The sequence below is a fragment of the Flexivirga endophytica genome (assembly GCF_014640635.1).
In the GTDB taxonomy this organism is placed as follows: domain Bacteria; phylum Actinomycetota; class Actinomycetes; order Actinomycetales; family Dermatophilaceae; genus Flexivirga; species Flexivirga endophytica.
The window spans coordinates 132,782-158,735 of the sequence record NZ_BMHI01000002.1 but is presented as its reverse complement, the minus strand read 5'-3'; the positions used below and the strand labels follow the sequence as shown (position 1 = coordinate 158,735).

At 65.7% G+C, this 25,954-nt stretch carries 21 protein-coding genes; 4 read left to right on the top strand and 17 right to left on the bottom strand.

Annotated features, from left to right (window positions below; translation table 11 throughout):
* Positions 1-17: 17 nt before the first annotated feature.
* Entirely contained in the window at positions 18-455 is a 438-nt protein-coding gene (locus tag IEX71_RS05690) for a VOC family protein (RefSeq protein ID WP_188836033.1), read from the bottom strand.
* A gap of 539 nt (positions 456-994) precedes the next feature.
* Here IEX71_RS05690 and IEX71_RS05685 point away from each other — a divergent pair.
* Positions 995-4,417 (top strand): P-loop NTPase, encoded by a 3,423-nt coding sequence (locus IEX71_RS05685; RefSeq protein WP_188836032.1) that lies wholly within the window; start codon positions 995-997, stop codon positions 4,415-4,417.
* A 197-nt stretch (positions 4,418-4,614) separates the two neighbouring features.
* Here the strand turns inward: IEX71_RS05685 and IEX71_RS05680 are convergent, their stop codons facing one another.
* The 4 genes from IEX71_RS05680 to IEX71_RS05665 form a co-directional block, all read right to left on the bottom strand.
* Positions 4,615-5,637 (bottom strand): hypothetical protein, encoded by a 1,023-nt coding sequence (locus IEX71_RS05680; RefSeq protein WP_188836031.1) that lies wholly within the window; start codon positions 5,635-5,637, stop codon positions 4,615-4,617.
* A 342-nt stretch (positions 5,638-5,979) separates the two neighbouring features.
* A complete protein-coding gene (locus IEX71_RS05675) occupies positions 5,980-6,894 on the bottom strand; it encodes a tyrosine-type recombinase/integrase (protein ID WP_188836030.1) in 915 nt (304 codons plus the stop codon).
* A gap of 329 nt (positions 6,895-7,223) precedes the next feature.
* Complete coding sequence (locus IEX71_RS05670) at positions 7,224-8,225, bottom strand: hypothetical protein (RefSeq protein ID WP_188836029.1); 1,002 nt, start codon at positions 8,223-8,225, stop codon at positions 7,224-7,226.
* Positions 8,226-8,622: 397 nt separating this feature from the next.
* Positions 8,623-11,244: an AAA family ATPase gene (locus IEX71_RS05665; protein WP_188836028.1), complete on the bottom strand. Its 2,622-nt coding sequence runs from the start codon at positions 11,242-11,244 to the stop codon at positions 8,623-8,625.
* 571 nt (positions 11,245-11,815) lie between these two features.
* Between IEX71_RS05665 and IEX71_RS05660 the strand changes: the two genes are divergently transcribed.
* Positions 11,816-12,211 (top strand): hypothetical protein, encoded by a 396-nt coding sequence (locus tag IEX71_RS05660; RefSeq protein WP_188836027.1) that lies wholly within the window; start codon positions 11,816-11,818, stop codon positions 12,209-12,211.
* Positions 12,212-12,333: 122 nt separating this feature from the next.
* On the opposite strand, the gene dnaB is transcribed toward IEX71_RS05660, so the two are convergent.
* The 3 genes from dnaB to IEX71_RS05645 form a co-directional block, all read right to left on the bottom strand.
* Complete coding sequence (dnaB, locus tag IEX71_RS05655) at positions 12,334-13,707, bottom strand: replicative DNA helicase (RefSeq protein ID WP_373284567.1); 1,374 nt, start codon at positions 13,705-13,707, stop codon at positions 12,334-12,336.
* 501 nt (positions 13,708-14,208) lie between these two features.
* Positions 14,209-14,592 (bottom strand): hypothetical protein, encoded by a 384-nt coding sequence (locus IEX71_RS05650; protein ID WP_188836026.1) that lies wholly within the window; start codon positions 14,590-14,592, stop codon positions 14,209-14,211.
* A gap of 527 nt (positions 14,593-15,119) precedes the next feature.
* The gene (locus tag IEX71_RS05645; protein WP_188836025.1) at positions 15,120-15,494 is read right to left on the bottom strand and encodes a flagellar hook assembly protein FlgD; all 375 of its coding nucleotides are present in this window, start codon (positions 15,492-15,494) and stop codon (positions 15,120-15,122) included.
* Between IEX71_RS05645 and IEX71_RS05640 the strand changes: the two genes are divergently transcribed.
* Complete coding sequence (locus IEX71_RS05640) at positions 15,493-15,786, top strand: hypothetical protein (RefSeq protein WP_188836024.1); 294 nt, start codon at positions 15,493-15,495, stop codon at positions 15,784-15,786. The two genes, IEX71_RS05645 and IEX71_RS05640, sit on opposite strands and share 2 nt — an antisense overlap.
* A 390-nt stretch (positions 15,787-16,176) precedes the next feature.
* On the opposite strand, the gene IEX71_RS22720 is transcribed toward IEX71_RS05640, so the two are convergent.
* Together IEX71_RS22720 and IEX71_RS05630 are read right to left on the bottom strand one after the other, a co-directional pair.
* Positions 16,177-17,241 (bottom strand): C40 family peptidase, encoded by a 1,065-nt coding sequence (locus IEX71_RS22720; protein ID WP_188836023.1) that lies wholly within the window; start codon positions 17,239-17,241, stop codon positions 16,177-16,179.
* A 588-nt stretch (positions 17,242-17,829) separates the two neighbouring features.
* Positions 17,830-18,600 (bottom strand): C40 family peptidase, encoded by a 771-nt coding sequence (locus IEX71_RS05630; RefSeq protein WP_188836022.1) that lies wholly within the window; start codon positions 18,598-18,600, stop codon positions 17,830-17,832.
* A 423-nt stretch (positions 18,601-19,023) separates the two neighbouring features.
* Here IEX71_RS05630 and IEX71_RS05625 point away from each other — a divergent pair, with 423 nt between their 5' ends.
* Positions 19,024-20,385 carry an MATE family efflux transporter gene (locus tag IEX71_RS05625; RefSeq protein ID WP_229749503.1) on the top strand — a complete coding sequence of 454 codons (1,362 nt, stop codon included), beginning with the start codon at positions 19,024-19,026 and terminating at the stop codon, positions 20,383-20,385.
* Between the two features lie 116 nt (positions 20,386-20,501).
* Here IEX71_RS05625 and IEX71_RS05620 read toward each other — a convergent pair whose 3' ends face one another.
* The 7 genes from IEX71_RS05620 to IEX71_RS05585 all read right to left on the bottom strand — a co-directional run bounded on the left by IEX71_RS05620 (position 20,502) and on the right by IEX71_RS05585 (position 25,920).
* Positions 20,502-21,704: an RNA polymerase sigma factor gene (locus tag IEX71_RS05620; RefSeq protein WP_188836020.1), complete on the bottom strand. Its 1,203-nt coding sequence runs from the start codon at positions 21,702-21,704 to the stop codon at positions 20,502-20,504.
* A gap of 10 nt (positions 21,705-21,714) precedes the next feature.
* Positions 21,715-22,452, bottom strand: a complete 738-nt coding sequence (locus tag IEX71_RS22435) for a YciI family protein (RefSeq protein ID WP_229749502.1) — start codon at positions 22,450-22,452, stop codon at positions 21,715-21,717.
* Between the two features lie 183 nt (positions 22,453-22,635).
* A complete protein-coding gene (gene rplI / locus IEX71_RS05605; protein ID WP_188836019.1) occupies positions 22,636-23,085 on the bottom strand; it encodes a 50S ribosomal protein L9 in 450 nt (149 codons plus the stop codon).
* 13 nt (positions 23,086-23,098) lie between these two features.
* Positions 23,099-23,335 carry a 30S ribosomal protein S18 gene (gene rpsR, locus IEX71_RS05600; protein WP_188836018.1) on the bottom strand — a complete coding sequence of 79 codons (237 nt, stop codon included), beginning with the start codon at positions 23,333-23,335 and terminating at the stop codon, positions 23,099-23,101.
* Positions 23,336-23,500: 165 nt separating this feature from the next.
* Positions 23,501-24,079, bottom strand: a complete 579-nt coding sequence (locus tag IEX71_RS05595; RefSeq protein WP_188836017.1) for a single-stranded DNA-binding protein — start codon at positions 24,077-24,079, stop codon at positions 23,501-23,503.
* Between the two features lie 29 nt (positions 24,080-24,108).
* Positions 24,109-24,396 (bottom strand): 30S ribosomal protein S6, encoded by a 288-nt coding sequence (gene rpsF, locus IEX71_RS05590; protein ID WP_188836016.1) that lies wholly within the window; start codon positions 24,394-24,396, stop codon positions 24,109-24,111.
* Between the two features lie 165 nt (positions 24,397-24,561).
* Positions 24,562-25,920, bottom strand: coding sequence for a glycosyltransferase family protein (locus IEX71_RS05585; RefSeq protein WP_188836015.1), 1,359 nt, complete (start codon positions 25,918-25,920; stop codon positions 24,562-24,564).
* Positions 25,921-25,954 lie beyond the last annotated feature (34 nt).

Below are 25,954 nucleotides of genomic sequence, written 5' to 3'. Positions count from 1 at the left end.
TTCTGCCTGGGACTGTGTCAGGCGCTGCCGAACATGGCCGCGAGTTGCGCCTCAATCTCCTCCACCGGAATCTCTCGCAACGGCTGGTCGAAGGCCCAACGGTGGCCCGACGGGTCCAGAACCTCCCCGGTCCGCACGCCCCAAAAGGCATCCTGCGCGGGTGAATGCACGGTCGCGCCGGCTGAGACCGCTCGGTCCATTGCGGCGTCAGCATCCTGAACGATGAAGCGGTAGGCGGCCACGGACGTGCCCGTGGACCGCGGAGTCGCCAACGACGTCCCGGGCACGGGGGCGGCCAGCGCCATCTGCAGTCCGTCCACAGTCAGCTCGGCGGTCGCGATGGAGCCGTCCGGGAGGTGAAGCATTCGTGTCACCTGCGCCCCCAACCCCCGCTTATAGAAGTCCACCGCAGCCGGCACGTCTTCGACAACGAGGTGGAGTGCGAAGTCAGTCATGGTCACGGCCAGACGTACGTTGGGTTGGGCCGGAGCTGGCCTCAGGACCGCCGCCGCGCGTCGAGGTCGACGACAGTGACGTGGACCAACTGGACCGCGTGGATACGCTTCGTGTGCTCATGAATTCACCGTGCCTTCGGATAGTGGTCCGAGCGTGCCACTTCAAGCGGACTTGAAGTCAAGGCACCAATCGCGACTCTTCTCCTCCCCGGGAATCGGACCCGTGTGCCAACCTCACTACGCTGCCGACTCTCTCGAGAAGCTGGCCTCCCAAAGCGATCGCACCGGCGATCAAGACAACCCCGTCTGTACGCCGACACGCGGCGGAGTGACGCGGCCCGAACTGTTGCGTTGTGCTCGGCGCCCGACCGTTCGCATTTTTGCAAGTTTGAGGACTTGGTGCTGTCAGCAGTGGCGTGACACACCAGAACATCGTCCACCCCTCACACCGACCGGCTGTGCGGTCCGACGCCGGGTGGGGTGTCGTGCGACGATCGGGCGCATGAATGAGCTAGGACGCGTTGCTGGTGGGAGGACGTTTGGCGTCGAATATTGAGGCGTTGGGTAAGCGCCTGAGTTTGGGCGCTGTCGCGGTCGTGGGTGCTGGCCTCTCGCTTGCTCAGCGCTATCCGGACACTGCTGGTCTGAATGCGTTGATGTGGGATGCCATCGACGCGGACCGTAAGGCGCGCGCACACCTGGCTGCCGATCTTGGGTTGGAGGACACCCCGGCGAAGGCCCTTGTCGGGGATGACGAGGCACGCTGGGCGCTGGGTTGGCAGACCATCGCCGGCTCTGGCGTTGCTCAGGCGCGGTTCCAGGCGGAGTTCACCGCGCTGGACGCTCAAAGGTCGGGCCAGCGCTCACAAGCTCATGAGGGCCTTGCACGCCTGATCCACGCGGGTGTCGTCGAGTGTGTGGTTTCGTTCAACTGGGATTCCGCGCTGGAGGCCGCGTATCTGCGTTTGTACGGCACTCGCATCCCGGACGACGTCCTCTACAAGCCGCACGGTGACGTCGCGAACCCCGATGCGGACTGGGTCCTCCCGCATGAAGATGGCGTCGTACCGGCTAGCGTGCTCAACCGGGTACAGCAACTGGTGCAGGAGCATCCGCGCACGCTTCTTGTTATCGGGTACTCCGAAAGTGATGAAGTTGTCGTTGAACAGCTCATCGCGCCGCTGGATGACCAATGGCGGGTTTCGCGGGTTGGGCCGAGGGTGTCAGGCGTCGATGATGTCATGGGGGATTCAGCGACGGTGCTAGGCAGGCTTGCCGAGCCGTACGCGAACGCGGAAGACGAGGCAGCTTGGCGGGTCGTCACATTCGATGCGAACCGGGGACTCGAACATGCCTTGTCGGGTGGACGACTGGCGGCAGCGGATGTCGCCGTCTGTCCCCCGCTGCAAGAGGTTCAACACGTGCAAGATGCGTTGGCTCAGAGCCATGCTGTCGTGCTGAACGGCGAGAGCGGCTCTGGAAAGTCCATCACCGCGTATCAGGTTGCGCAGCGTCTCGCCGCCGACGGAGTTGAAATATTGCAACTTCGCGACCGAGCCCGACGCGTGGCCGTTCGCCCGTGGCTTGAAGACCTGCGCCACTTCCCGCACCGCAAGCTGTTGTTCGTCGATGACGCTCAGGACCTGTCATCAGACACGGTGCGAGAGCTTGCCGAGGCGGCCTCGGCAGATCAGTTGGTCCTGATTGCCGGGGTCGACCATATTGCGGGCGGTGTCGCGACGGTCTCCGTGAGCGGAACGGGGGCCGTCGCAGTCCTGCAGCGGTACGTACTTGCGCACCGCGACGACCTTCTGGCGAAGGTGCAAGTGCTCGACGATTGGGTGGGTGACCACCTCGGCGACGAGCCATTCGAGGCACGGGTGGAAAGGGCCGCGAAGGAACCGACGGCCTGGCAATTCTTCTACATCCTCACAGGCGGGTGGCGGCGCACCTCCCGGTCAATGCAGGAGGTTCGCGCTTTCGACCGCGCCGACCTCTTGGCATGTGCGCTCGCGGTCGCGCAGATTGCTGGTGTCGACTCAGGGGTCACGGTCGATGAGCTCGTGCCATATGCGGTTGCACTGAACCGCGACCGCGCCTGGGTTGAGAAGGGCCTCGAGACACTTCAACGTCACCTCCTCGCAGTTGAGCACCAAGGTGTTTGGCGGTGCTCGCACCTACGGACTGCGTACGCGGTCCTGAGGTGGATGCTGCACCCGCCGCACTATGCAACGAAAGTCGCGGCAGAGAAGGTCGCGGTTCAACCCACCGCCTCAGCCACCGGCAACCGCAGCGAGACGAAGCCTCAGAGCGGGAGGCGAGCGAAGCACATGCCTCTTCCGGAGGTGTCCAAGGAGGTCGCGCTCGAAGACCGCAAAGACGCGGCAAGGCTTATCGGTGTCGCTGTTGATTCAACCTCGACGTCGCTGCGAGGTCTCGCTTGGCTCCTAGGGCGAGCTCATTCGACCGAGACTCGATGGGCATTGATCAGCTGCGGCGTCAGGACCGACGAGCACGACCGCCAGCTGGCTCTGCGCGCGTTGGAGACACCGCCCGGGCCCGAGGTGGCAATGGCCTCCCAGCTGTTGGAACAACTTGACGGACGTGACGCTCCGGTCATCGGCGCAACCGTTTGGGAGCACATTGATGTCATCGTTGCCTGGGTCAAGTCCGTAAGCCCAGAAACAGGATGGGCTGTCGGCTCGCTGGTGAACGTACTCATGAACGATGACAGCGGCCGCCTGGCTTCGGTGATGGGCGATGTTGATCCCGGCTCTCTTGCGTCACTCATCGTGCATGGCGGGTGGCCACACATCTACTCCACGACTCGGGCTGTCGACCGCATCGCACATGGCGGCGGCGGCGACCTCATTAAGGCAACCGGAGAAGCCCTCGATGAGGACGTCCTGAGCCGAATGCTCGACGAAGTGCCTGACCTCCGTTCGGCTGACGAGCTGTTCAAATGTCTGAGCGATCTCAATCCCGCCCTCGGCGTACGACTATTCGAGCTACACGCTGAGCGGCTCGCGGCGATGTTCTCGCCGGACCCACTCGCGGAGCACCACGCGCTGTTCCGCACCTTCGGATTCTTGCTCCAATACCTGCCAATGTTTCGGCGCACCAAGCAGCCCGCGACAGCGTGCCGCAGGGCCGCTCGAAAGTTCGTGCGTGCCCTCGACAACAGGGCCTTGATTGCTCAACTCGGGAGCCCGGCAGAGGACCTTCGCTGGCACAACTTCTGGGAGTTCATCTTGATGTACGCCGACGCCGATCCTCGAGGTTGGGCAAAGGTGGTGGGGGCGGTCGACCTGGAGGCGGTCGAAGCAGCGCTGGTGGAACAACTTCCGCGACCCGGTGAGAACGTGCTTTTCGTCCTCAACTCCATCGCCGATGTTCGACACCAGGACATCCTCGATATCTTGGAGCGCCACGAGAGCGAGTTCGGCGCTATCGACGAATTGCTCGTCTACACACACCCGGAACTCAGTGTCCGACTCTTGCGTGAAGGCCTGCCACTGAACCTTAGGCTAGAAGGTCAGGACTACGATGTTGCAGCGGAAATGCTCTCACTCGTTGGCGACGTGGACCCTGAGGTTGCACGCGAGGTGGCCGAAGCGAACATGCTGCCCTTCGCCGCCGGCCTTGCGAACAATCATCAGCAGACATTCGAAGACCTTCGACTGTGGGTCGCCGAATGTGACAGGTGGGCACCAACGCTGCTCGACGCGTCGCTCGCCACGCTGCCGCCAGGCGTCGTCGCGGGCTGGGCAGGGGCGTTGAAGGATCCCAAGGCGAAGAGAGATATTGGGCCGCTGATTGTCCGAGCCGCCCGATGTGAGGGGACTGCAGCGGCCGCAGAGGCCGTCGTCCTTATTCAACGGTTCACCAGTCTCAAAGGGCTAACCGGCACATCGAACGCGCCGGTACTAGCGCGGACATCGCCGCAGAAGCCGAGGTCCTGACTCCAACGACACGACGGCACATCGGCTGGAGTAAGAACCGCGCCATCAGTCCCCACCGGCTTCTCCGTCCGGACTCCCTGCCTTCAGGGGATGGTCGACGATGAGGTACATCACTCTGGGCGATTTGGACGCTACTTCTCGCGGCATCCTTGCTCGGTGCTGACGTGCAGTGAATCCCGGGCTCGGCGACGATCTACCTAGCCCTGATCGCGGGCCTCAATCAGCGCGTACGGGTCAAGTACCTCGTCGCTACGGAGCATGTGGACAAGAAGCGTTGTCGTGGTGGTGATGAGGGTAGGGTCGCTCGGATCCCACAGGGTTGCGAGGGACGGCCCGCCTAGGTGGTGCAGGATCGTGGGGTCGGATATCGATCTCAGTGCTTGGGCGACGCAGATTGCGAGATCGCGAGCAGCGAAAAGTTCGTCGTCGGCTAGGTCTACGGGGAGTGGTCGAAGCGTGAGTTGGCCGACGCCGGAGGCCGCGTCGAGGAAATCGCCAACGCCCTGTGGAAGTAAGGGCGGAACGTCTGCTGTCGCGGACTCGAGCATGCCGTCCATGCCAAGCGCCCTCATGAGATCAATCCAGAGCTCTACATCCGTGCCTGAGGTTTCACCCGGTTGGGTTGCTGCAAGGATTTGGAACAAGCACGTTGCGATCTGGAGCATGTCGGTCGTGCTCACAGGCTGACCGGACTTCTTTAGGTTTCGACGCAGCCGGCCGAAAGGCGATGGGTGTACGGCTAGAGCCAATTGAGCCAGTGCTTCTGCACGTTCAAACGTGTCGTCGAGTTCAAGTCCAGCATCAGCGGGTGAGGGGAACTGGCTCTGAGCTCTTCGGATCAGATCGTCGAGCCCTAGGCGGATGGAGTGGAGTCTCACTGTGATCGCCGCCCGAACCAGTTCGGGCCTGACAGGAAGGTGGTGCGCAAAGAGTATTAGAGCGAGATCCTGTTGGCTGCGACCACGCCGGGTGTGGCGAATCAGCACATCGATCGCGGCTTCGACCTCGACGAGCGTGGCCGCGGTGTATTGCTGTGGGCGTCGACCGGCACGCGCGCCCACGGGGCGATCTCCCACAGCGTCCGCATCGGGCAGGAGTCCGCCTAGCCGCCATCGACGCACCGTCCCGGGTGAGACGTCGAGGCCTCGAGTTGCTGCTCGGTCGGCGATCTCGACGTCGATGACCGCGACCGCCGAGCGCGAGCGCTTGGTAGAGGGCACACGATGACTCTAGACACACCGTCCGGGGCTTTCCCCCCAATGACGACTATCCAACCTCGGTTGGCGGCTTGCAAACATGAGTACAGACGCCAAGACAGGAGGTGACGATGATGAAGAAGAACGAGCTACAGCAGCTGACCGCGCTGTTTACGCTGTTTGGGACGATCGCGTGGGCAGTTTCGATGGTCAAGAGAGCAGCTCGATGAGGGAGCGCTCCGCTGCCGAACTCGGCCGGTCAGATCTGCGGACCGACCGATTTCGGACTCAGCGCCCAGCCGTCATCCCCGAAGAACGGCACAGCTTGCGTCACAGTGGGCGGATCCGGCGTTATCGAGTCGTCGATCAGACGCCGGCGACGTAGGCGGTGAGGAAGTGGACGCCGTGGCGGTCGAGGGTGCCGCGGGCACGGTCGTAGTGCTCGGTGGTGCGCGGGTCAGCGTGCCTGGCCAGGATCTGTGCGTCCCGTAACGGCACCCCGGCGTCCAAGGCGTTGGTGATCGCCGCGTGCCGCAGCGAGTGCGGGCTGATGTGCCGGGGAAATGCAGCGACCGTGGCGATGCGGGTGACCATCCGGTACACGTCGCGCCGGTCAACGGGTTTCCCGGAGAGTGGTCGCAGGATCAGAGGCCCGGTGGTGCGCTGGCCGCGGCAGGTCTCCAGGACCCGCAGCACCGGGACGGTCAGGGGCATGGTGGCGGGCTTGTTGCCTTTGCCGACCAGGTGCAGCACCCGGTACCCGCGGAGGGTGTCGGCGTAGTCCTCGATCCGGACGGCGGCGGCTTCGGATGCGCGTAAGGCGTTGATGCCCAGCAAATATGCGAGGGCGCCGTGGTGCACGGTGATGGTTTGGGCGATCTGTAGGAAGCGGATCAGCTCGAGCCGGTCGAGTCCTTGGGTGCGGGTTTCGTCGCGGTGAATCTTGGGCAGTCGGGCGTACACGGCCGGGTCGGAGCTGATGAGACCGTCGATGTGTGCGAACCGGAAGTATCCGCGTACGGCGTGCATCATCGTGTTGATCGAGGAGTCAATCAGGCCGCGTTCGCCGAGGCTGCGGATGTAGAGCTCGACGTGGGCTCGTTGGATACCGGTCAACGGATCCAGACCGTTGGTCTCGCACCAGGTGAACCATTCCCGTAGCTGGAAGTCGTAGAGCGTGTGCGTTCGCCCGGAGTACCGGGCCAGGAAGGAGACTGCCGCCAACTGGGCGGTCGACATCGTCGTCGGCTGGAACGGCAACACGATTGTGGTGGTGGACATGAGGTCACCTCGCGGCGACCAAGGGACTCAACCGGTGGCCGCTGGCCGCCAAGGCGGGGCCGGGCACTCGGACACCACCGACGCTACGTCCCTCAGACCGGCGACGGCACCCACGAATCTGGCGGCGGTGTGAGGCGGTGTGAGGCGGGTCGGCGAGTTGCCCGGTTCGCGGCAGCTCCCGACTGGCCGCAGCCTTCGCCCCGGCTCCAACTGGGTCGCTCAGGCTTGCCGGCGACGGGTGAAGTCGTGTGGTCGTCGACAGCCGTCTACTTGCGGATACCAAGTCTGGTGTCGGGACACCGCTGCGGCGTTCTGAGCAGGGAGCCGAATCAAGGGGTCGCGGCGTTGACGAGGATGTCGGTGAGGTCGGCGACGTCGTTGATAAGGACGGTGCCGTAGCGCTCGCCGACCTTGCCCTGCCGTAGGCGATGAGCCCACTGCTTCTCAGTCACGACGATGTCGCAGAACACCGCGGCGACCGGGAGAGCGACAATGTCGATGAAGTCGTTCAGCTCCCACGGCTGTTGGCTCTGGCGGTGCTTCGCGGACCGCATCACGTTGGTGACATACCGCGTCGGCAGGTCGTCGATGAACCGGACGAGCCCTCCTTCGCCGAGAGTCGTTGCGAACTGCTCGAACGTCATGCCGATGCGCTCAAGCGCCTCGGTAAGCGGCGGCTTGATGTCGCCGAGATCGGCGCCCCGGACCGCCAGGTCGACGAGGTCGCCGGTGAGACCCTTCTTCGCGATCTCGCCGGCAAGGATGTTCTCGAACTCGACGAAGCGCTTCGCGTGGTCGGAGTTGGCGAAATCGAATCCGAACTCGGCGAGGTCCTGCGGACCGGCGCGATGTAGCTCCTCCTCAATTGTCGAGTACAACCACTCCTCGAGCTGTGCGCGCATTGCCGGAGACATGGACGCGCCACCGTCGGGGAGCGTCGACAAGTCGAGCCCGGGCCAGTCCATAAGCTTCCCGGCGATGTGCCGCATGCCCAATCCGAACACCTGCTGCTGCCGTGGGTGAGTTGGCCTTCCAAACCACCGCAGCAGTGCCTCGTCGAGCTCCTGGTCGAGCAGTCCGAACGGGAGCGCCATGGTCTGGCCCCGGGAGAGTTCGCGCATGATGTCAACGACGTCGTTCCGGGAACGGCTGTCGCCGCGCTTACTGGTCTCCCAGTACCTGTACATGTCGAGCGGGAAGCACACTGCGCCCGATTCCACTGCTGCACTCGCCATGGTGAGCGCGTCGGCGAACCGGGCACCCTGGGGCTTTCCCGTCGCCGCGCGGGCAAGGTCAACCCACTTGTTCTGGTCGAGGTAGATGTGCAGCACGAAGACATGCTCCCCGCCGCGACCTGCGAGACCAAGCGGTTTCAGAAGGGCCGGTAACGCCGTCGAGGACCCATGTGGCTGGACTAATGGGCGCTTCCGCCGGAAAGACGCAGGTGCCGCGCGTCGAGCGGTGCTGGGTCTGGGTGCGGCGACTAGATCTCATGACTAGATGATCAACTCCAAGGGGATCGAGCGGCGCTCGGCGCCGCGCTCGCAAGGCGCAGGCGCGACGGCGGTCTGGTTGCACCATTGAGCGTCTGCAACGCCGCAAGCGTGGATGTCGAGCGTCGCGCAGTATGCGAGACCTTGGAGTTGATCTTCTAGTCGAGATCGCCACGAGATAATCGGGCGCTACTGACGCTCGTTCATACATGAGTGGCGAACGGACTTCGTGCAATCACACATTAGAGGTCAGCGACGCATCCAACTTCCTGGCGCGGCGAGCAAACGGCGTCCTGCCGCCTTCCAAGTGGTGGAGTGCGAGCTTGTTGAGGTCGTAGCGCTCAAGAGAACCGCATGCCTCAACCTCGCCTTTGCCGGCCGTGGCGCGCATCGTGATCAGTTGCTCCGAGTCGGCGCTCACCACCAGGCCAGGGCTGCGCGTTGCGAACATGTACTGCCGGGATCCTCTCAACTGCCGAAGGCGGTCGACGAGGTACTCCTCGATCCAGGGTGCGTGCAGGGCGTCCTCGGGTTGGTCAATGAGTACTGGGGTCTCCCCATCGGCGAGCAGGATGACCAGGATGGCGGTGCACTTCTGACCGTGCGATAGGTCCTCGATGTTGACGTAGTCTCGCCCCTCAGGCTTACGGAACTTGACTTTGAGAACGTCGGGCGTCGCGATGAGCTGAGCCTCCAACAACTGCTCCCATAGATCGCGGTCGTCGACCGTCGCCAGCAGACGGGCGAAGTCCACCGCCGTAACTCCGTCCGGTAGGTGACCAGCCTTCGCGGTGTCGCCAGTCCATAGGGCGCGGACGAAGTTGTACGGCCGGATGTTCTCGGCGATTAGGTCGAGCGCTTGCTCACGGACCCGTGAGCCAACCTTCAGCGCATCGAGCGCCTGGCGGAAGGAGGCGGTGTCTCCCTGCGCGGGGATGTCGATCTTCACGAAGCCGGACGTCTTGCGATTGAGATCGGCGACCCGATCTCGGCGGAGCGTGCGCCGATCGTCACGAGCCTGCTTGAGCTCGCCAAGCAGTGTCTCGCGCACATCACTGAGCCGGTTGTACGCGGGCTCTGCGTCGTTCTTCAGCGTCTGAGCGGCCGCCTCGGCTTTGCTGCGGTTCGTCTGCGCAGTTTCGAGCTCCCGCCGCAGCAGGGGAAGCGACGTTGACCCCGACTTCTCCAACGTCTCGTCGAGCTGCTTCTTGAACGCCTGGAACTCAGCATCCAACTCAGCTTTAACCTCGCCGACCGCGGTCTTGAGATCGACCAGGCTCTCAGCGACTAGCTTCTCGGCCGCGTCCACAGCGGACTTGAATGCGACCTGCGCAAGGCGGATCTTCTCGAACTGCGCATCATGCTCGGGCGTCATCTTGGCCGACGCTGGATCGGGCTCGCTGGGCCGGACGAAGGTGATGCCATCTACGGATTCGGCGAGCGTCGCGAGTGCCCCCTGTTCTGCCGTCCAACGCCCTTGTGACTTGACGAGGTCGTCATCGAAGAGCGCAGACAGTTCACGCTCGCGGTCCCTGAGGCTATTCGCGTCGGAGGCTTGTTCTGTGAGCGTCTGGACCTTGTCGCGGGCGGCGATCAGAGCTGTGCCGTTCGCACGGAGCTTCGATTCGCTCTCCGCGATTCGGGCATCAATCTCAGCGAGGTCGAGCTTGGCGTCAATTAGCCCCATGCGGCCTACGGGCTGCCTTGCGTACTCGAGGATCTCCCCCTGTGAGAAGGCGGAGACAGTCAGGAGCGCGGCGGGATCGTGGTCGACCCGGACCCACTCGTCGGCAATGTCCTGCTCGACCACGGGAGTGGACCCGATCGCGCTGAACATCCGCGACACCCGATATTGCGCCGTCGGCGTGCTGATCTCGACGGCAACGGTGGTGCCTTCGAGAAGAGCCGTCTCCAGCCGGCGGTCGACCTCGTCGCGGATCGTGTTGAAGAGGGCACCGTCGACCTGCTGGTCCAGAGCGAAGCGCAGCGCTTCAAGGACCAATGACTTGCCGGCGCCGGTGCCCCCCAAGAGGCAATTGAGGTCCGGGCTGAACTCCAACGCCGTCCCAGACAAGAAGCCACCGGAGATTGAAACCGAGTCGATCGTGGGGTGCGGCGCCGCGGTGGCCGGATCGGTAAGCGTGACGCGCAGATCGGGATCCTGCAGTGCATATCTGAGGCCACACAGATCCGGTCGCGCAGCCTTGATCCACGAGCGCCGGATCCCGATGCCAGCGGCGGCGTGGCGACTGAGCGCCGCATCGTAAGCGTCAGAACTCTGGATCAACGCCGGACGACGGGTCTCACCAAGCTTTGCGGCGACCTTGGCCGGCGTCCCGGCCAGCACGTACTCGAAGGCCGCGATGTTCGGATCAGCCAGAAGCTGGTTGACGTGCGTCTGCACAGGCTGAATAAGGATGCCACGGTCTTTGTCGATGTGGGCGGCGATAGCAATGCCGCCCTTGTCACGGATTTCGGATGCGCACTCGGCCATGCCCTTCGCCGAGACGACGTTGAGGTCGCCGAAACGGGAGCGCTCGATACCGAGTCGGATCAGTACGTCCTCGATGGTCGACGGGGCCGTGCCTTCCTCCCAGATACCGAGCAGATGCCCATCACTGGTGCTGAGCTCGAAGCCAGGGAGCACAACGAGGTCGCTGCCTTCGGCGGCCTCAGCCATCTGTCCGCACCACGCCGCCGTGTTGTGGTCGGTCACCGCGATCGCGTCCAGTCCAGCGTCGAGCGCCTTCCGCACGATGTCAACGGCAGTGCCGAAGTCCTCGTCGCGTGCGTCGCTCGATCCGGGCGTGTGCACGTGAAGGTCCACAACCCAGAACCGAGCCCAACTGCTCGTCATCTTTCCGCGGTCTCCCTGTATATCGTGAACTCCATGTCGCAGTCTTAGCGCAGAGGACCGACGTTAGGGGGGCGAGTTGCCGAAGTCTCCGACATTGCTCCTCAGAACCGCGCTCAGTCGTCGCCGAGTGCGGGAGTCCCGCTCCGCCCTGAAGCTCGTCGAGGCGGCGACGCACGACGGCCGGATCGACCCCGACATGCTTGGCTTCTACGCGGAGCTTCTCGGTCGCCATCTCCTCCTGGATTGCTGAGCAGGAGCGGTACCTCCGGCTGAAGAAACATCAGCTCGGCCCGCGCCGTGGTGCCCTGTTCCTGGTTCGATCAACAGAGTCGAGAGGTGGTTCACACCGCCTATGACGGGCACGTCGGGGATCTTCCGGACGAGCTCAAGCCGCTGTTGAAGCGCTCCATTCGTCTGAAGCCATGCACCACCGACCGCCACCAAGCAAGAAGCAGCCCACCCACCAAGAAGAAGCGGCGCTGGCTAGGCCAGTCAAGGGTAGGCACGGCGGTCAGCACAAGTTTCGTCTGGCCGCAGAGGGCGCGTCGGTCGTAGTCGGTAGGTTCGGTCGATGACCAAACAGCAACGTCTCCGCAACACAGCCGAGGGCCTGATGGCAGGTCTGGTTGCCAACGGGTTCCGGGGGCCGTTCAGGTACAGCCACCTCGACTGGGAGCTCCCCTTCTACCGGGCCTGGGCGAGGTGGGCGCCGCCACAGCGGAACCCGTCCACGTTCCCAGCGTTCGAGATCGGTGGACATGGAAGGACAAGTCAGGCACGCGAGCTGCTTTGGCAGTTGAAGCGCACGTCTCCTTTCCACGAGTACAACCGCGAGCTGTTGCCGGTCGCCCCCCGCGGTCTAACACCCGAGGAGTACCTCGAGATCTGGGTGACCGACGCGTTGCCGCAGGAGTGGATCGCGCTCGCAGCTCGCTTTCTGGCCGAACTCAAACCCGACGAAGCCTGAGGAGCGTCTCAATGCGCTCGGTGTTCGCTACCGCAGGAACTGGGAAGTGTCTCCGAGCGCGCGCAAGTGGGCGCCGTGCATGCCCCACTCTGGGCGGTAAGACGCCGCGCTTCTGCTGCTGTTTAGAAGTTCTGCGCCATATTCGTGAACCGTGAATAGTGCCCCTGGAACGCGACGGTGATCGTGTCGGTGGGGCCATTACGGTGCTTGGCCACAATCAGGTCGGCCTCACCTGCACGCTCGGACTCGCGGTCGTAGGAGTCCTCGCGGTGCAGCAGGATCACCATGTCGGCGTCCTGCTCGATCGAGCCGGACTCACGCAGATCGGACATCTGCGGACGCTTGTCGGTCCGCTGCTCGGGGCCACGGTTGAGCTGCGAGATCGCGATCACCGGCACGTTGATCTCCTTGGCCAGCAGCTTCAACGCACGAGAGAACTCCGACACCTCCTGCTGACGCGACTCGACGCGCTTGCCGGATGTCATCAGCTGCAAATAGTCGATGACTACCAACTTGAGGTCGTTGCGTTCCTTGAGTCGGCGACACTTGGAACGGATCTCCATCAGCGACATGTTCGGCGAATCATCAATGAACAGAGGAGCATCCGCGACCTTGCCCATCGTCGTCGCCAGCCGCGTCCAGTCCTCGTCGCGCATAGTGCCCTTGCGCATGTGCTGCAGCTGTATGCCGCCCTCCGCGGACAGCAGTCGCATGGAGATCTCGGTCTTGCTCATTTCCAGCGAGAAGACGGCGGACGCCATACCGGCCTTGATTGAGCACGCCCGTGCTATATCCAAGCCGATCGTTGACTTGCCAACAGCCGGCCTGGCCGCAATAACGATCATCTGACCGGGGTGCAGACCGTTGGTCAGCGCATCGAGATCGGTGAATCCCGTTGGTACACCGGTCATCTGACCGTTGGTACTGCTGGCGGCGTCGATCTCGTCCGCGGTCTCGGCGATGATCTCGCCGAGCCGGACGTAGTCCTCGGCCTCCTTGCCGGCGGTGACGCCGAAGACCTCGGCCTGGGCGGCGTTGATGACGTCGACGACGTCGCCGCCACCATCGGCATACCCCATCTGCACGATGCGAGTGCCGGCCGTGACCAGCCGGCGCAGCACGGCGCGCTCGGCGACGATCTCGGCGTAGTAGCCGGCGTTGGCGGCGGTCGGCACGCCCTGGATCAGCTCGTGCAGGTAGGCCTGCCCGCCGATGCGGCTCAGCTCGCCGCGCTTGGTCAGCTCGTCGGCGACGGTGATCGCGTCGGCCGGCTCACCGCGGCCGTAGAGGTCGATGACGGCTTCGTAGATCGACTCGTGCGCCGGACGGTAGAAGTCGCGTCCGTCGACCGACTCCGCTGCATCGGCGATGGCGTCCTTGGACAGCAACATGCTGCCGAGCACCGACTGCTCAGCCGGGACGTCTTGCGGCGGGACCATGCCGCCCCCGTGGCCACCCTCGTCGGTGTAGTCCGGAGGAAGTTCAGCAATCGCCACGCACGCTCTCCTTGCCACCGTTTTCGAACATGTGTCAACTGCACCACGAGAGTGTGACAGTGAGATCCAACTGGGTGCGTGACACGCGAAGAGGCCACGCTAGAACCCTTCCGCCGCCCCTGCAAACCCCCGCTCATATGTGCTCGGGACAACCTGTGGACAACGTGTGGACATGTGCCGTATGTCGTGTGCACGCCCTGGGGACAAGACTGTGGATATCTTCCCGCCCACCTGCCTTGTATGGCGCTGACCTGCGAAAACGTGCCTCCACGGCTGTGCACAAGAAAAATCTTTGGTGGATTTGTGGCGCGAGTTACCCACAGGACCGTTGGCGTGGGGAGTGGCCGAGGGTGCGGTTACCGCAGGTTCAGTAAAGGTTGCGCCAAGGGACGGTCTCGCGGGTGCCAGCAAGTCGGCCGCTAAGCCGCCAGCCTCGGCGCACATGTATGCGCAGCATGCGCTCAGCACCTGAACTTCGAGACGACTTGCAACCCCGGCGAGTTATCGCACGAGGCGGCCGGTCGCCTCGAGGACCTGGATCGGCTGGGCGGGACCCGTGATGGTCGCGCTCCCGGGCAGGTCGGTGAACTTTCCGCCGTCTACGGCGAACTGTCCGCCATAGACCGTCGTGACCGACGCTTTCACGGTGCCGCGTTGCTCATAGGTGTGCTTCACGTCGCCGTCCGGGTAGCCGCCACCGCGCGACTCCGTCGGACCGAGTGACGAGCCGTCGCCGAAGTGGAAGGTGTTCGACTTCAAGACCGGCTTGATCTGCACCTTGTGACCGAGCAGCGTCACGGTGCGAACCTCGTCCGGCCCATAACCTGGGCCGGAGAAGTCCGCAGTGAAGTAGTTGGGCAGGTTGACCAGGGTCCGGTTGCCCACCGGTTCCATCGTGGCCTTCGGCTTCACGAACGGCGTCTTGATAAATGCCGCCCGGATCATTGCTACTGTGAGTTCGGGTTTGGAGCTCGCGTTGGGCACCAGATTCGGCCAACAAGTCTCGCCAACTCTGTCCCATTTGCCCGGGCGCTTATTCGGCACCAGAAGTCGTCGGTACACGGTCACAAGGGGGCCGTCGGCATCCTTTACATTAATGCATGCCTTGAAAGTCCGCTCGCATCCGGCATCCTCCCCATCAGGGGCGTTATGCGGGCACGCGTGAACGTTCTGGTACTCGTATGGGACGAGTCTCTTTACCGTCTTCTTTCCCTTGGTTACCGTTGCTGGCCCCTTTTTTGGGAGACCGCTGGTGTCCGCTTTCGACATTCCGACTTCGGCGCCGTCACCCTTGGTCTTTCCGCAGCCTGATGCACGACAATAGGGAGCGCGCTGTGTTCCGTGAGCAGCAGGCAAGAGCGGTATGGTCGTGGCGACAACTACAGCAAGCCCAAACACGCAGCCTTTTGCATTCATGCTGTCATCACTCTTATCGCAGCCACACGCCAGCCGGCACTCCCCCAGTGAAGTTCAAAGACCATACCTTGGCCGGTCAGACGGTCATAGGATCGAACCACACTGCCCGTGGCATCCACAATGTTGACCGCCGGCTCGGTGATCATCACTTTAACCTTCGAACTTGAACTGTCCCAGTGGTATATTTCAGTTCCGTCAATAACCAATTCTTTACCCGCGAAATGCTGATTCTTTTCAACCAGTTCTTGCACAGTATTCTCATGGTTATCACAGGTTTTGCAGCCGTCGAGAGCTAGAGGTTCGAGCTCACCAACTTTCGGACGTTGCGCGGTTCGATTGACAACGGAATAGTAGTGTCGTGCGAACGCCATGGCGCCGGCCTTCGTGTGCTGTCTGGCCGGTTCGGGCACACCCGGAGCACCGGCTGCTGTGTCCTTGGTGGTCGGCTTCGCCTTGGTCGTCGGCGATGTCGCCGCGCTCGACGTCCTGGTCGTCTTCGTGGTCTGCGGCGGTGCCGGCTCGCCGGAGGCGATGCCTGGCTTGGAGTGCGTGGAGCCCGATGACGACGCGCCATCGCTCGATCCGCCTCCGCATCCGGATGCTGCCAGGACGGCAAGCAGTGTCGCAGTGGCGCCAACGGCACGTGAGCTGCGCATCGGGTGAATCCCTCCCCTGTGATGAACCTGAGTGCCCCGTGATTATGGGCGAGCCAGCACCGCGCTGGTGCGCCACGTTCTTAAAGTTTTGGTCAAGAAGCCGGTGTGCCCGGCATACCCGACCCCGGGATCATGCCAAATCTCATCGTCCGGACGCAGAAGTTATCCACAGGCGAGGGCTTGGGTGGGTGAGTGCGGACCTCGAGCCCCACCTCGCTGCGCTCTCCCCGGCCCGCGGCCGCCGCGGGGTCTCGATACGCTCCCCCGCTTCACTCCTCCGCTACTCAACCCGCATGACGCTCCTCGGCCACCACAGTCCGCCAGCGCCATACACAGAACGCGGCCACGGCCGCTCCGAGGAGTGACCGTGGCCGCGTGGACCGGAAGTGAGCCGGTGTCAGCGCAACGTGCCGTAGCCCGTCGGCGTCGTCCAGATGCTCTGCTTCTTGACCACGTCACCAGGCTTCGGTGCCGCGATCATCATGTTGTTCCCGAGATAGATGCCCACGTGGTACGCCGGCGAGCCGAAGAAGACCAGGTCGCCCGGCTGAGGGCTGTAGGTCCGCTTCATGTACGCCTGCTGCTGGCTGGCGGTACGGGGGATGTACATGCCCGCCTGCTTGTAGACGTATGACGTGAGCCCCGAGCAGTCGAAGCCCTGCGACGGGGACGAGCCGCCCCACACGTAGGGCACCCCCAGGTACTTCTCCGCGATGGAGACCACGGTCGACGTGCTGCCGCCGCTGGTGGGCGGCGGTGGCGTCGGTGTGGTGCCGCACGGGTAGCCGCCCAGCGCCTGCCAGGTCTGCGGGCCGACGATGCCGTCGACCGCCAGACCATGAGAGCTCTGGAAGGACTTCACGCGCGACAACGTGGCTGCGCCGAAGACGCCGTCCACCGCGATCCCGCCGAGCTTGCCCTGTGCACTCGACACGAGCGAGCCGGTGGAGCCGTAGCGGATGACGTTCACCTGGCACGACGGCGTCGTCGGTGGCGGCGGGGTCGGCGCCGAACCCGGGAAGCCACCCAGCGCCTGCCAGGTCCGCGGGCCGACGATGCCGTCGACCGCGAGACCGTGCGTGCGCTGGAAGGACTTCACCTTCGCCAACGTCTGTGTCCCGAAGATGCCGTCCACCGTCAGGCCGCCCAGCCGCTGCTGAGCCGTCTTGACGTAACTTCCTGTGGATCCGTAGCGAAGGTAAACCACGGTCGTGCTCGGCGACGCGGCGCGGACGCCGCTCGTCGAGGCCGACGCAGTGTTGCGCTGCCCCGATGCGCCCGTCGTACCGCTGCCAGGATCGGCATACGACGGAGCTGCCTGCACGAGGCTGGCGGCGGTGGCCGGAACGCTGAGCAGCGTGCCGGTCACCACCAGCCCCTTGCGGGAGGTGATCGCCGGGGCGACCTTGGCCGACAGGCCGGGCCGTGGTTTGCGATGTCTCGGAGTAGTAATCGTGGTCATGTGACCCTCTCGGTGCTCGTCCAGTCCAGAAACGCGCAAAGGGGATGCCACGCGTGCCGTGGCATCCCCCGATGTCGCCTTACTCCTTCCCCGAAGAAGGCGGTTGCACGAGCACTGACTATGCCGGGGCTCCGGAGTCTGTGAAAGACGCGAGTGTTGAGTACGGATGGGTGTATGAGTCCTATGTGACTCATGTGACTGGTGAGTATTTGCGGGGCTGGCGGAGCTGGAGTGGCCCAGTGTTGCAATTTCAACGAAACCGCGCCCGAATCACATGCGTGTAACACTAAAACAGCGAAATCGCTTCGAACGACACGCCGAAATGAAAGTTTTTACCGAGAATCTCAACATCTGAGACGTTATGAAGGGGGCCGGTCACGGCCCTCGCGCGGCGGTCGGACCGACCCGCACTCGCGCTGTCTGCCGCCATCCTGCCAGACGCCCGTCCGGCTCGTGCCCCAGCCGTCGATCCGTTGTGGCGCAGGCGCGCTCAGCGCCATACGCGAACGTGAGCGGACAGCGAGAAGCCCCGCCGGTCCGATGGACCGACAGGGCTTCTCCTCAGGTGTATGGCGCGCTGCGCGAGCCTCAGGCGCGACCGTAGTAAGGGCTGCCCCAGACACTCTGGACGCTGACCACGGTGCCGGGACGGCGAGCGGCGATCATCTTGCCGTCACCGATGTAGATGCCGGTGTGGTACGCCGGGGAACCCCAGAACATCAGGTCACCGGGGCGCGGGCTGGACACACGCGTGGTCGCAGCGGCCTGGGCCGACGCGGTCCGCGGGATGCTCTTGCCGGCCTGACGGTAGACGTACTGGGTGAAGCCCGAGCAGTCGAAGCCCGAGCGCGACGTGCCGCCGTAGCGGTATGGCGTGCCACGCAGGCCCATCGCGATCGACACGACGGAGGAGTTGTTCGACCGGGACACCGGGCTCGGCGCGGAGCCGTAGCCGCCGAGCGCGGTCCAGGTGTGGCGACCGACGATGCCGTCGGCGACCAGGCGGTGCGCGCGCTGGTACGACTTCACCTTGGCGCGGGTACGCGGACCGAAGATGCCGTCGACCGCGAGACCGCCGACCTTGCGCTGGACGACCTTCACCGCGGTGCCGCGGGAGCCGTACTGCACGGTGGGGCCGATGCGGACGGAGGTGGCGAGGTGACCGGCGGCCTGGACGTGTCCGGCGGCCTGGACGTGACCTGCCTGCGCCATACCGGCGCTCGGAGCGGCCGATGCGCTCTCCATGCCGGCCAGCGGGACGACACATGCGCCGGCGGCGGCGACGGCCACGCTGCGGCGACCGACCTTGTTCAGAACTTTCGGCTCACGCTTGAGGTGACGCGGGGAGTACGAACCCATGAGACAAGGGACCCTTCAAATGGACTGCAGTGACAAAGACGGGTGCGGGCGCCGTTGCCCCGGGACCAGTGCCCCACCCAGTTGTGCACCCGACTCCCCGAACCGCCGGTGGCACGGTCACCGACTATGACGTACCGGACGGCGTTCCCAAAGTCGTTCTGGAATATCTGTGGACAACCGTTCAGCCTCACGCGCGCGCCCCCGCGCGTCGGACCGCTCGTCGCGGCCGTGATCATTCCGTAATAATCCGCGGCATTCCGGGGTTTGTCGCCGACCGCCAGAACTCCGCGCAAAGACACAGGTGTCCCGTCCGTCCCATTCCTGGATGAGACGGCCAAGTCTCATATGACGAGACGTGAGTTACGCGGACGTCACGCTGTGTCGGACCGCGGACGCGTTCGTGCGCACCGTACGCTGAAGGGCGTGCCCGTCCGCCCCGCTTCGTCGTCCACCGTGGGGCAGCGGTCGACGCATCGGCAGATCCTGGCGCTGGCGGTCCCGGCGTTCCTCGCCCTGGTCGCCGAACCCCTCTTCCTGATGGCCGACTCGGCGATCGTCGGCCACCTCGGCACCGACCAGCTCGCCGGACTCGGTGTCGCGAGCGCCGCACTGCTGACCGCCGCCAACATCTACGTCTTCCTCGCCTACGGCACCACCGCGCTGGTCGCCCGCCGACTCGGCGCAGGACAGGACTCCGCCGCGGTCGGCGCGGGCGTCGACGGCATCTGGCTGTCGATCTTCCTCGGCGCCGCCACCGCCATCGTGGTCGCCGTCTTCGCCGGTCCCATCTGCGACGTCTTCGGCGCCTCACCGGCCGTGGCGGACGAGGCCACCATCTACCTGCGGATCAGCGCGTTCGGCATACCCGGCATGCTCGCGGTGCTCGCCGCGACCGGGGTGCTGCGCGGCTTCCAGGACACCCGCACGCCGCTGATCGGCGCCACCACCGGCTTCGCCGCGAACCTCTTGCTCAACATCCTCTTCGTGTATGGCGCGGGGCTCGGCATCGCCGGCTCCGCACTGGGCACGGTGATCGCTCAGTCCGCCCTTGCCGCAGGGCTGCTCATCGTCGTGCTGCGTCGCGCCCGCCGACTCGGGACCAGCCTGCGTCCGCATCCGGGCCGGGTGCTGGCCGCGGCCCGGTTCGGGGTGCCGCTGCTGGTTCGCACACTCGCGCTGCGCGCCGCGATGTTGGCCAGCACCTGGGCGGCGGCCGAGCTCGGCGACGTCCCGCTGGCCGCACACCAGGTCGCGATGACCGTCTTCGGCTTCCTCGCCTTCGCCCTCGACGCGCTGGCGATCGCCGCGCAGGCGCTCACCGGGCACACCCTCGGTGCGCGCGATCTGGACGGCACCCGGGACGCCACCCGGCTGATGCTCTGGTGGGGCTGGTGGATGGGCGTTGCGCTCGGCGCCGTCGTCGCCGCGACGCACACGGTGCTGCCGATCCTCTTCACCGGCGACCAGGCGGTCCGCGACGCGCTGTCGGTCGCCCTGCTGGTGGTTGCGGTCGGGCAGCCGATCGCGGGGCTGGTCTTCGTGCTCGACGGCGTCCTCATCGGAGCCGGCGACGGCCCGGCGCTGGCGTGGCTGCAGGTGGTCGTGCTGGCGGCATACCTGCCGTTGCTCTGGCTGGTGCACGTGCACGCCGACTCGTTGCGCGACGCCGGACCCGGCCACGCGCTGCTCATGCTGTGGCTGGCGTTCACCGGGTTCATGGTCTTCCGGCTGATCGGGCTCGGCATACGCACCCGGTCCGGGCGGTGGATGGTCACCGGCGCCTGAGCGGGCAGCGGCCGCGTGCAGAACCGGCAACGGTTGTCAGAACTGCACCACATTTCGCCCACCTCCCGCACCCAACCGGCGACCGTTGTCAGAACTGCACCACTTCCCCCGCGGTCTCATTCGGCGGTCAGTGCGGCGCGCCGCCGCGCGAGCAGCCGCCGCTCGGGCCCGGTCGGCGCGAGCCGGATCGCCTCGTCGAGTGCTGCGATCGCACCCGTGAGATCGCCGGTGCGGGCCGCCAGGTCCGCGCGGGTCGCGTGGAAGAGGTGGTAGCCGGCCAGCTCCGGCTCGAGCTGATCGACCATCCCGAGGGCGAGTTGCACGTCATACGCCTCGGCGATCGCGACCGCGCGGTTGAGCTCGACCACCGGTGTCGCCGGCAACAGTTCGTAGAGGCGCGCGATCGCGGCCCAGTCGGTCTGCGCGGCGGCCCGCGCACGGTCGTGCTCGAGCGCGATCCGGGCCTGCACCTCATATGCCCCGGGCGGGCCGGACAGGTCGGCGAGCAGTCCGCGCCCCTCGTCGACGGCCGCCCGGTCCCAGCGCGAACGGTCCTGCTCGGCCAACGGCACGATCTCGCCGTGCTCGGTGCGCGCGGACCGCCGTGCGTCGGTGAGCAACAGCAGCGCGAGCAGCCCGGTGACCTCCGGCTCGGGCATCATCCGGTGCAGCAACCGGGCCAACCGGATCGCCTCGGTGCTGAGATCGACCCGCAGGAGTTCGTCGCCCGAGGAGGCGGAGTAGCCCTCGTTGAAGAGCAGGTAGAGCACCGCGAGCACGCCGTCGATGCGCTCCGGCAGCAACTCGGCCGGCGGCACGCGGTAAGGGATCGCGGCCGCGCGGATCTTGGCCCGCGCACGGACCAGCCGCTTGTCCATCGTCGACTCGGTGACCAGGAACGCCCTCGCGATCTCCACCACGCTCAGACCACACAACGTCCGCAGCGTGAGCGCCACCCGACCCGGCATCGGCAGGGCCGGGTGCGCGCAGGTGAAGATCAGCCGTAGCCGCTCGTCGGGGAAGCCGCTCGGCGGCGCCGGCTCGTCATCGGACGTCGCGGCGATCAGCGCCAGCTTCGCCGCCTCCGTGCCGCGCCGCCGGAGCCGGTCGCGAACCGCGTTGCGGGCGACCGTGGTCAGCCAGGCGGCCGGAGTCGTCGGCACTCCGTTGCGCGGCCACACCTCGACCGCACGCGCGAACGCCTCCTGTGCCGCCTCCTCGGCAAGCTCCCAGTCACCGCACCACCCGATCAGCCCGGCGACCAGCCGCCCCCACTCCTCGGCGAAGACGGGGGCGACCAGGTCGTCGGGTCGGCTCACTGGCCGGTACTCACGCCGTCGCCGCACCGTCGCCGACCTGCGACGGGACCTCCGCGGCGCACCGGCGCAGGTCGATCAGGTCGCTACCGTGTGCGGTCGCGATCGCGACGGCCTCGTCGAGATCGGTGACCTCGAGGAGGTCGTAGCCGCCGATCTGCTCCTTCGTCTCCGCGAACGGCCCGTCGGTGATAGCCACCGCGCCGTCCACCCGGCGCACCGTCGTGGCGAACGCGGGCGGCTGCAGTTGCCAACCGTGCAGGCGTCGCTCTCCGGCATACGCGATCCAGTCGTCCATCGGGCGCGGCTCGTCACCGGGCCGTCCCTGCTCGGTGATCTCCGCATCGCCGGTCTGGTCCCAGCAGACCAGCATCAGATAGCGCTCGCGGTCGGCCCGCGGCTCGCGCGGGACCGGCGTCGGCATGCCGGGTATGACGGGGCGGATCTCGATGGCGCCGTTGCCGAGCGTCGGGTGTGCGCCGGCAACCGCGATCGCCTCATCGAGATCGGCCGCCTCGATCAGGTCGAACCCGGCCACCTGCTCCTTGGTCTCGGCGAAGGGGCCGTCCGACACGGACACGGTCGTGTCGGTGCGCCGCACCGCCGTGGGCGCGACGTCGCTGCGCAGCGGCGCGCCGGCCAGCAGGACGCCGCGATGGTCCATCTCGGCCACCCAGTCGTCCAACCGCTGCTCGGTGTCCTCCGGCCAGCTGCCGTCGGGCTCGATCACGTGGGTCAGGAAGTACTTCATCGATCCTCCTCGGTCGATCATCGCAGCACGGCGGGCGCCGTACTCATCCCGATGACGAACGAGAAGTCGCGTTGAGGACACCCTCGGACACCACATTCTTCGAATGGTTCCTCGAACGACGAGGAGCCGGCCACCCCGAACGGGATGACCGGCTCCAGACGTCAGCGACGTGCTGTCAGAGCGTCACTTGGCAGCGACGACGTCCAGCTTCAGCTTCGCCTCGACCTCGGGGTGCAGCTTGACGCTGACCTCGTGGTTGCCGAGGTTGCGGATCGGCTGTGCGATCTGCACGGTACGGCGGTCGATGTCGCCGGCACCGGCGGCCTTGACGGCCTCGGCGATCTCGGCGGTGGTCACGGCGCCGAAGAGGCGACCGCTCGCACCGGCGCGAGCCGACAGGGAGATGACGGACGACTCGAGGTTGCCCTTGAGCGACTGCGCGTGCTCCAGCGACTGCACCGCACGGTTGGCCCGTGCCTGCGTGATCGCGTCGACCTGCTTCTGGCCGCCCTTGGTCCACGGCGTGGCCAAGTGGCGGGGCAGCAGGTAGTTGCGGGCGTAGCCGTCCTTGACCTCGACCACGTCACCGGGAGCGCCGAGCGTGGCGACCTCGTGGGTCAGAATGATCTTCATAGCGTTACTTCTTTCAGCGTGCCGAGGACGAGTAGGGCAGCAGGGCCATCTCGCGGGCGTTCTTGACCGCGGTGGCGATGAGGCGCTGCTCCTGCACGGAGACACCGGTGACCCGACGGGCGCGGATCTTGCCACGGTCGCTGATGAACTTGCGCAGCAACGCGATGTCCTTGTAGTCGATCGACTCGACCTTGGCCAACTTCAGCGGGTTGGCCTTCTTCTTGGGCTTACGAATGACGGGCTTAGCCATCGTGGTGCTCTCCTTCGTTTTCGAGAGCCCGAGCCGAAACTCGGGATGGGGTTGATCTGTGTTGTATGGCGGTCTCGATACGGCACTCGCCTAGCGGCTCGCACCTACCCTTCGATACGTCCTCGGCTATCGCCTCGGACTACTCAGGGCAACGCTCGACCCGCTTTAGAAAGGCGGTTCGTCGTATGACGGGCCGGTGCTCCAACCGCCACCCTGCTGGCCGCCGGCAGGCTGCTGCGGGGCCGCCGGGGCCCCGCCCTGCTGACCGCCCTGGCCGCCGGTCGCCCACGGGTCGGACTGCTGTCCGCCGCCGAAGCCGCCTTGCTGGCCACCGGAGTTGCCGCCGAAACCGCCGCCCTGCTGGCCGCCGCCGCGCTGGGTCTTGTTGACCTTCGCGGTTGCGTATCGCAGGGACGGGCCGACCTCGTCGACGTCCAGCTCCATGGTGGTGCGCTTCTGACCGGTCTCCTTGTCGTCCCACGAGCGGGACTTCAAGCGACCGGAGACGATCACGCGTGCGCCACGGGTGAGCGACTCGGCGACGTTCTCCGCCGCCTCGCGCCATACCGAGCAGCGCATGAACAGCGTCTCGCCGTCCTTCCACTCATTGGTCTGCCGATCCATGTAGCGCGGCGTCGACGCAACGGTGAAGTTGGCGACGGCTGCCCCGGACGGCGTGAACCGCAACTCCGGGTCCTGGGTCAGGTTGCCGATGACTGTGATGACGGTGTCGCCTGCGGCCATGTCGGAACTCCCTTGCTAGATGTCGAGCGTCAGGCGTCCACGCGCAGCAGCTTGGTGCGCATGATCTGCTCGTTGAGCGACAGCTGGCGGTCGAGCTCCTTGGCGGTAGCCGACTCGGCGGTCATCGTCACAACGGCGTAGATGCCCTCGGACTTCTTCTTGATGTCGTAGGCAAGACGTCGACGACCCCAGATCTCGGTGTTGTCGATCTTGCCGCCTTCAGCGGTCACGACCTTGAGCAACTTGTCCAGCGTGGGCTGGACAACGCGCTCGTCGAGCTCGGGGTCGATGATGATCATCAATTCGTACTGACGCATGCGTTAACCCACCTCCTTCGGTCTCAAGCGGTCACGGTCTCTCCGTGACAGGAGGGTTGCAGCGTGGCCCGCACCCCCGGTCGTCACCGCTTCCGGTGCTGTCCGCGAGTATGCCGCCAGACCCCGACAGGGTCGATGGCAATGGGCCGGACGCGAGTTTATCCGTCAACCGGCGTCGGGCGTTAATCGGTGATTGACGTCGGGCACGACGCGGGCCGGGCCGGCGGCCTTCGGCGGGGAGTGCGGTGTGGCAGGGTCGCGTCGCAGGTCCTCCGACGACTCCCAGGATGCCCACGCGATGCCGACATACGCGATGACGCGGATCAGCAGGAAGAAGGAGTATGCCGCGCCCGGCATCGCCTTCGCGGTGTTGCTCGGACCGGCGATGTAGAGCCAGGTCATCACGAAGTAGGCGATCTCGGCGCCCGCCCACATCAAGTGCTCCCGCCAGCGCAGCGCGACTAGGGCCATCAACGGCAACACCCACATGCAGCTCTGCACCGACATCGACTTGCCGGTCAGCATGACGATCACCAGCATCGTCAGCGCCAGCGGCGCCATCTGCGTGCGTATGGCGGGCCGGCCACTCAGGTAGAGGCCGAGCAGGAACGCCACGACCCAGCCGAGCACCGCGATGATCGACAGTGACGCGGCGGGCAGCGGGTGGTGCGCGACCGTCAACAGGTAGGCGGGAGAACCGTATCCGGCGTCCTGGTCCCACCAGGCACGGTAGGGGTCCAGCGGGTCACCGCCCATGGCGTAGGCCAGGCCGAAGCACACGACGATCGCACCGGCGGCACCGGCGAGGCAGCGCAGGAGCGGACCGCGGGCGCCGTCCCGTAGCGCGATCAGCACGATGGCCCCGAGCAGCACCAGCGGATAGGTCCGCGCCATCACCGCCGCGCCCAGGAGGATGCCGGCGGCCACCGGATGCTTGCGGGCCCACAGCGCCATACCGACGGTGGCAAGGGCGACGCCGAACACGTCGAACGACACCAGCGCCGACGTGATCAGCACCGGGCTCAGCGCGACGTGCGCGGCCAGCCACGGGGTGTCGCGCACCATCGACGCGGTGGCCAGCGTGGTCAACGCGATCAGCAGCACGATGATCACGGTGCCGATCGCGAAGTAGACCTGTTGGGTGCCCAGCGCGCTACCGCCCGGCGTCAGTTGTTTGACGAACCAGTCGAGGATCGCGGTCAGCACCGGCTGGCTGTGTCCGGCGCCGCCGGCGGACCACGGCGTGCCGCCCTTCGGGCCACCGGAGCCGACCGGCAGGTCGGAGTAGCAGGCCCGCCACAACGCACCGGGCGAGCCCCAGCCGTCACGCACGCAGTGGTTCTTCTGCAGCACGCCGAGCGCGATCAACACCGATGCCAGCGCAGAAAGCATGGCGGCGGCATACGTCCAGCCACGGCGCCCGATCGCGGCGAACCGGCCGACCGGTCCGCCGATGATCCCGGTGGCGAGCGCGGCAGGTTCCTCCCGGCGACTGGGCGCGGTCAGGCGTGTGGGCGAAGGCACGAGCGCGAGCCTAACCCGCCGATCCGGCGCGAGT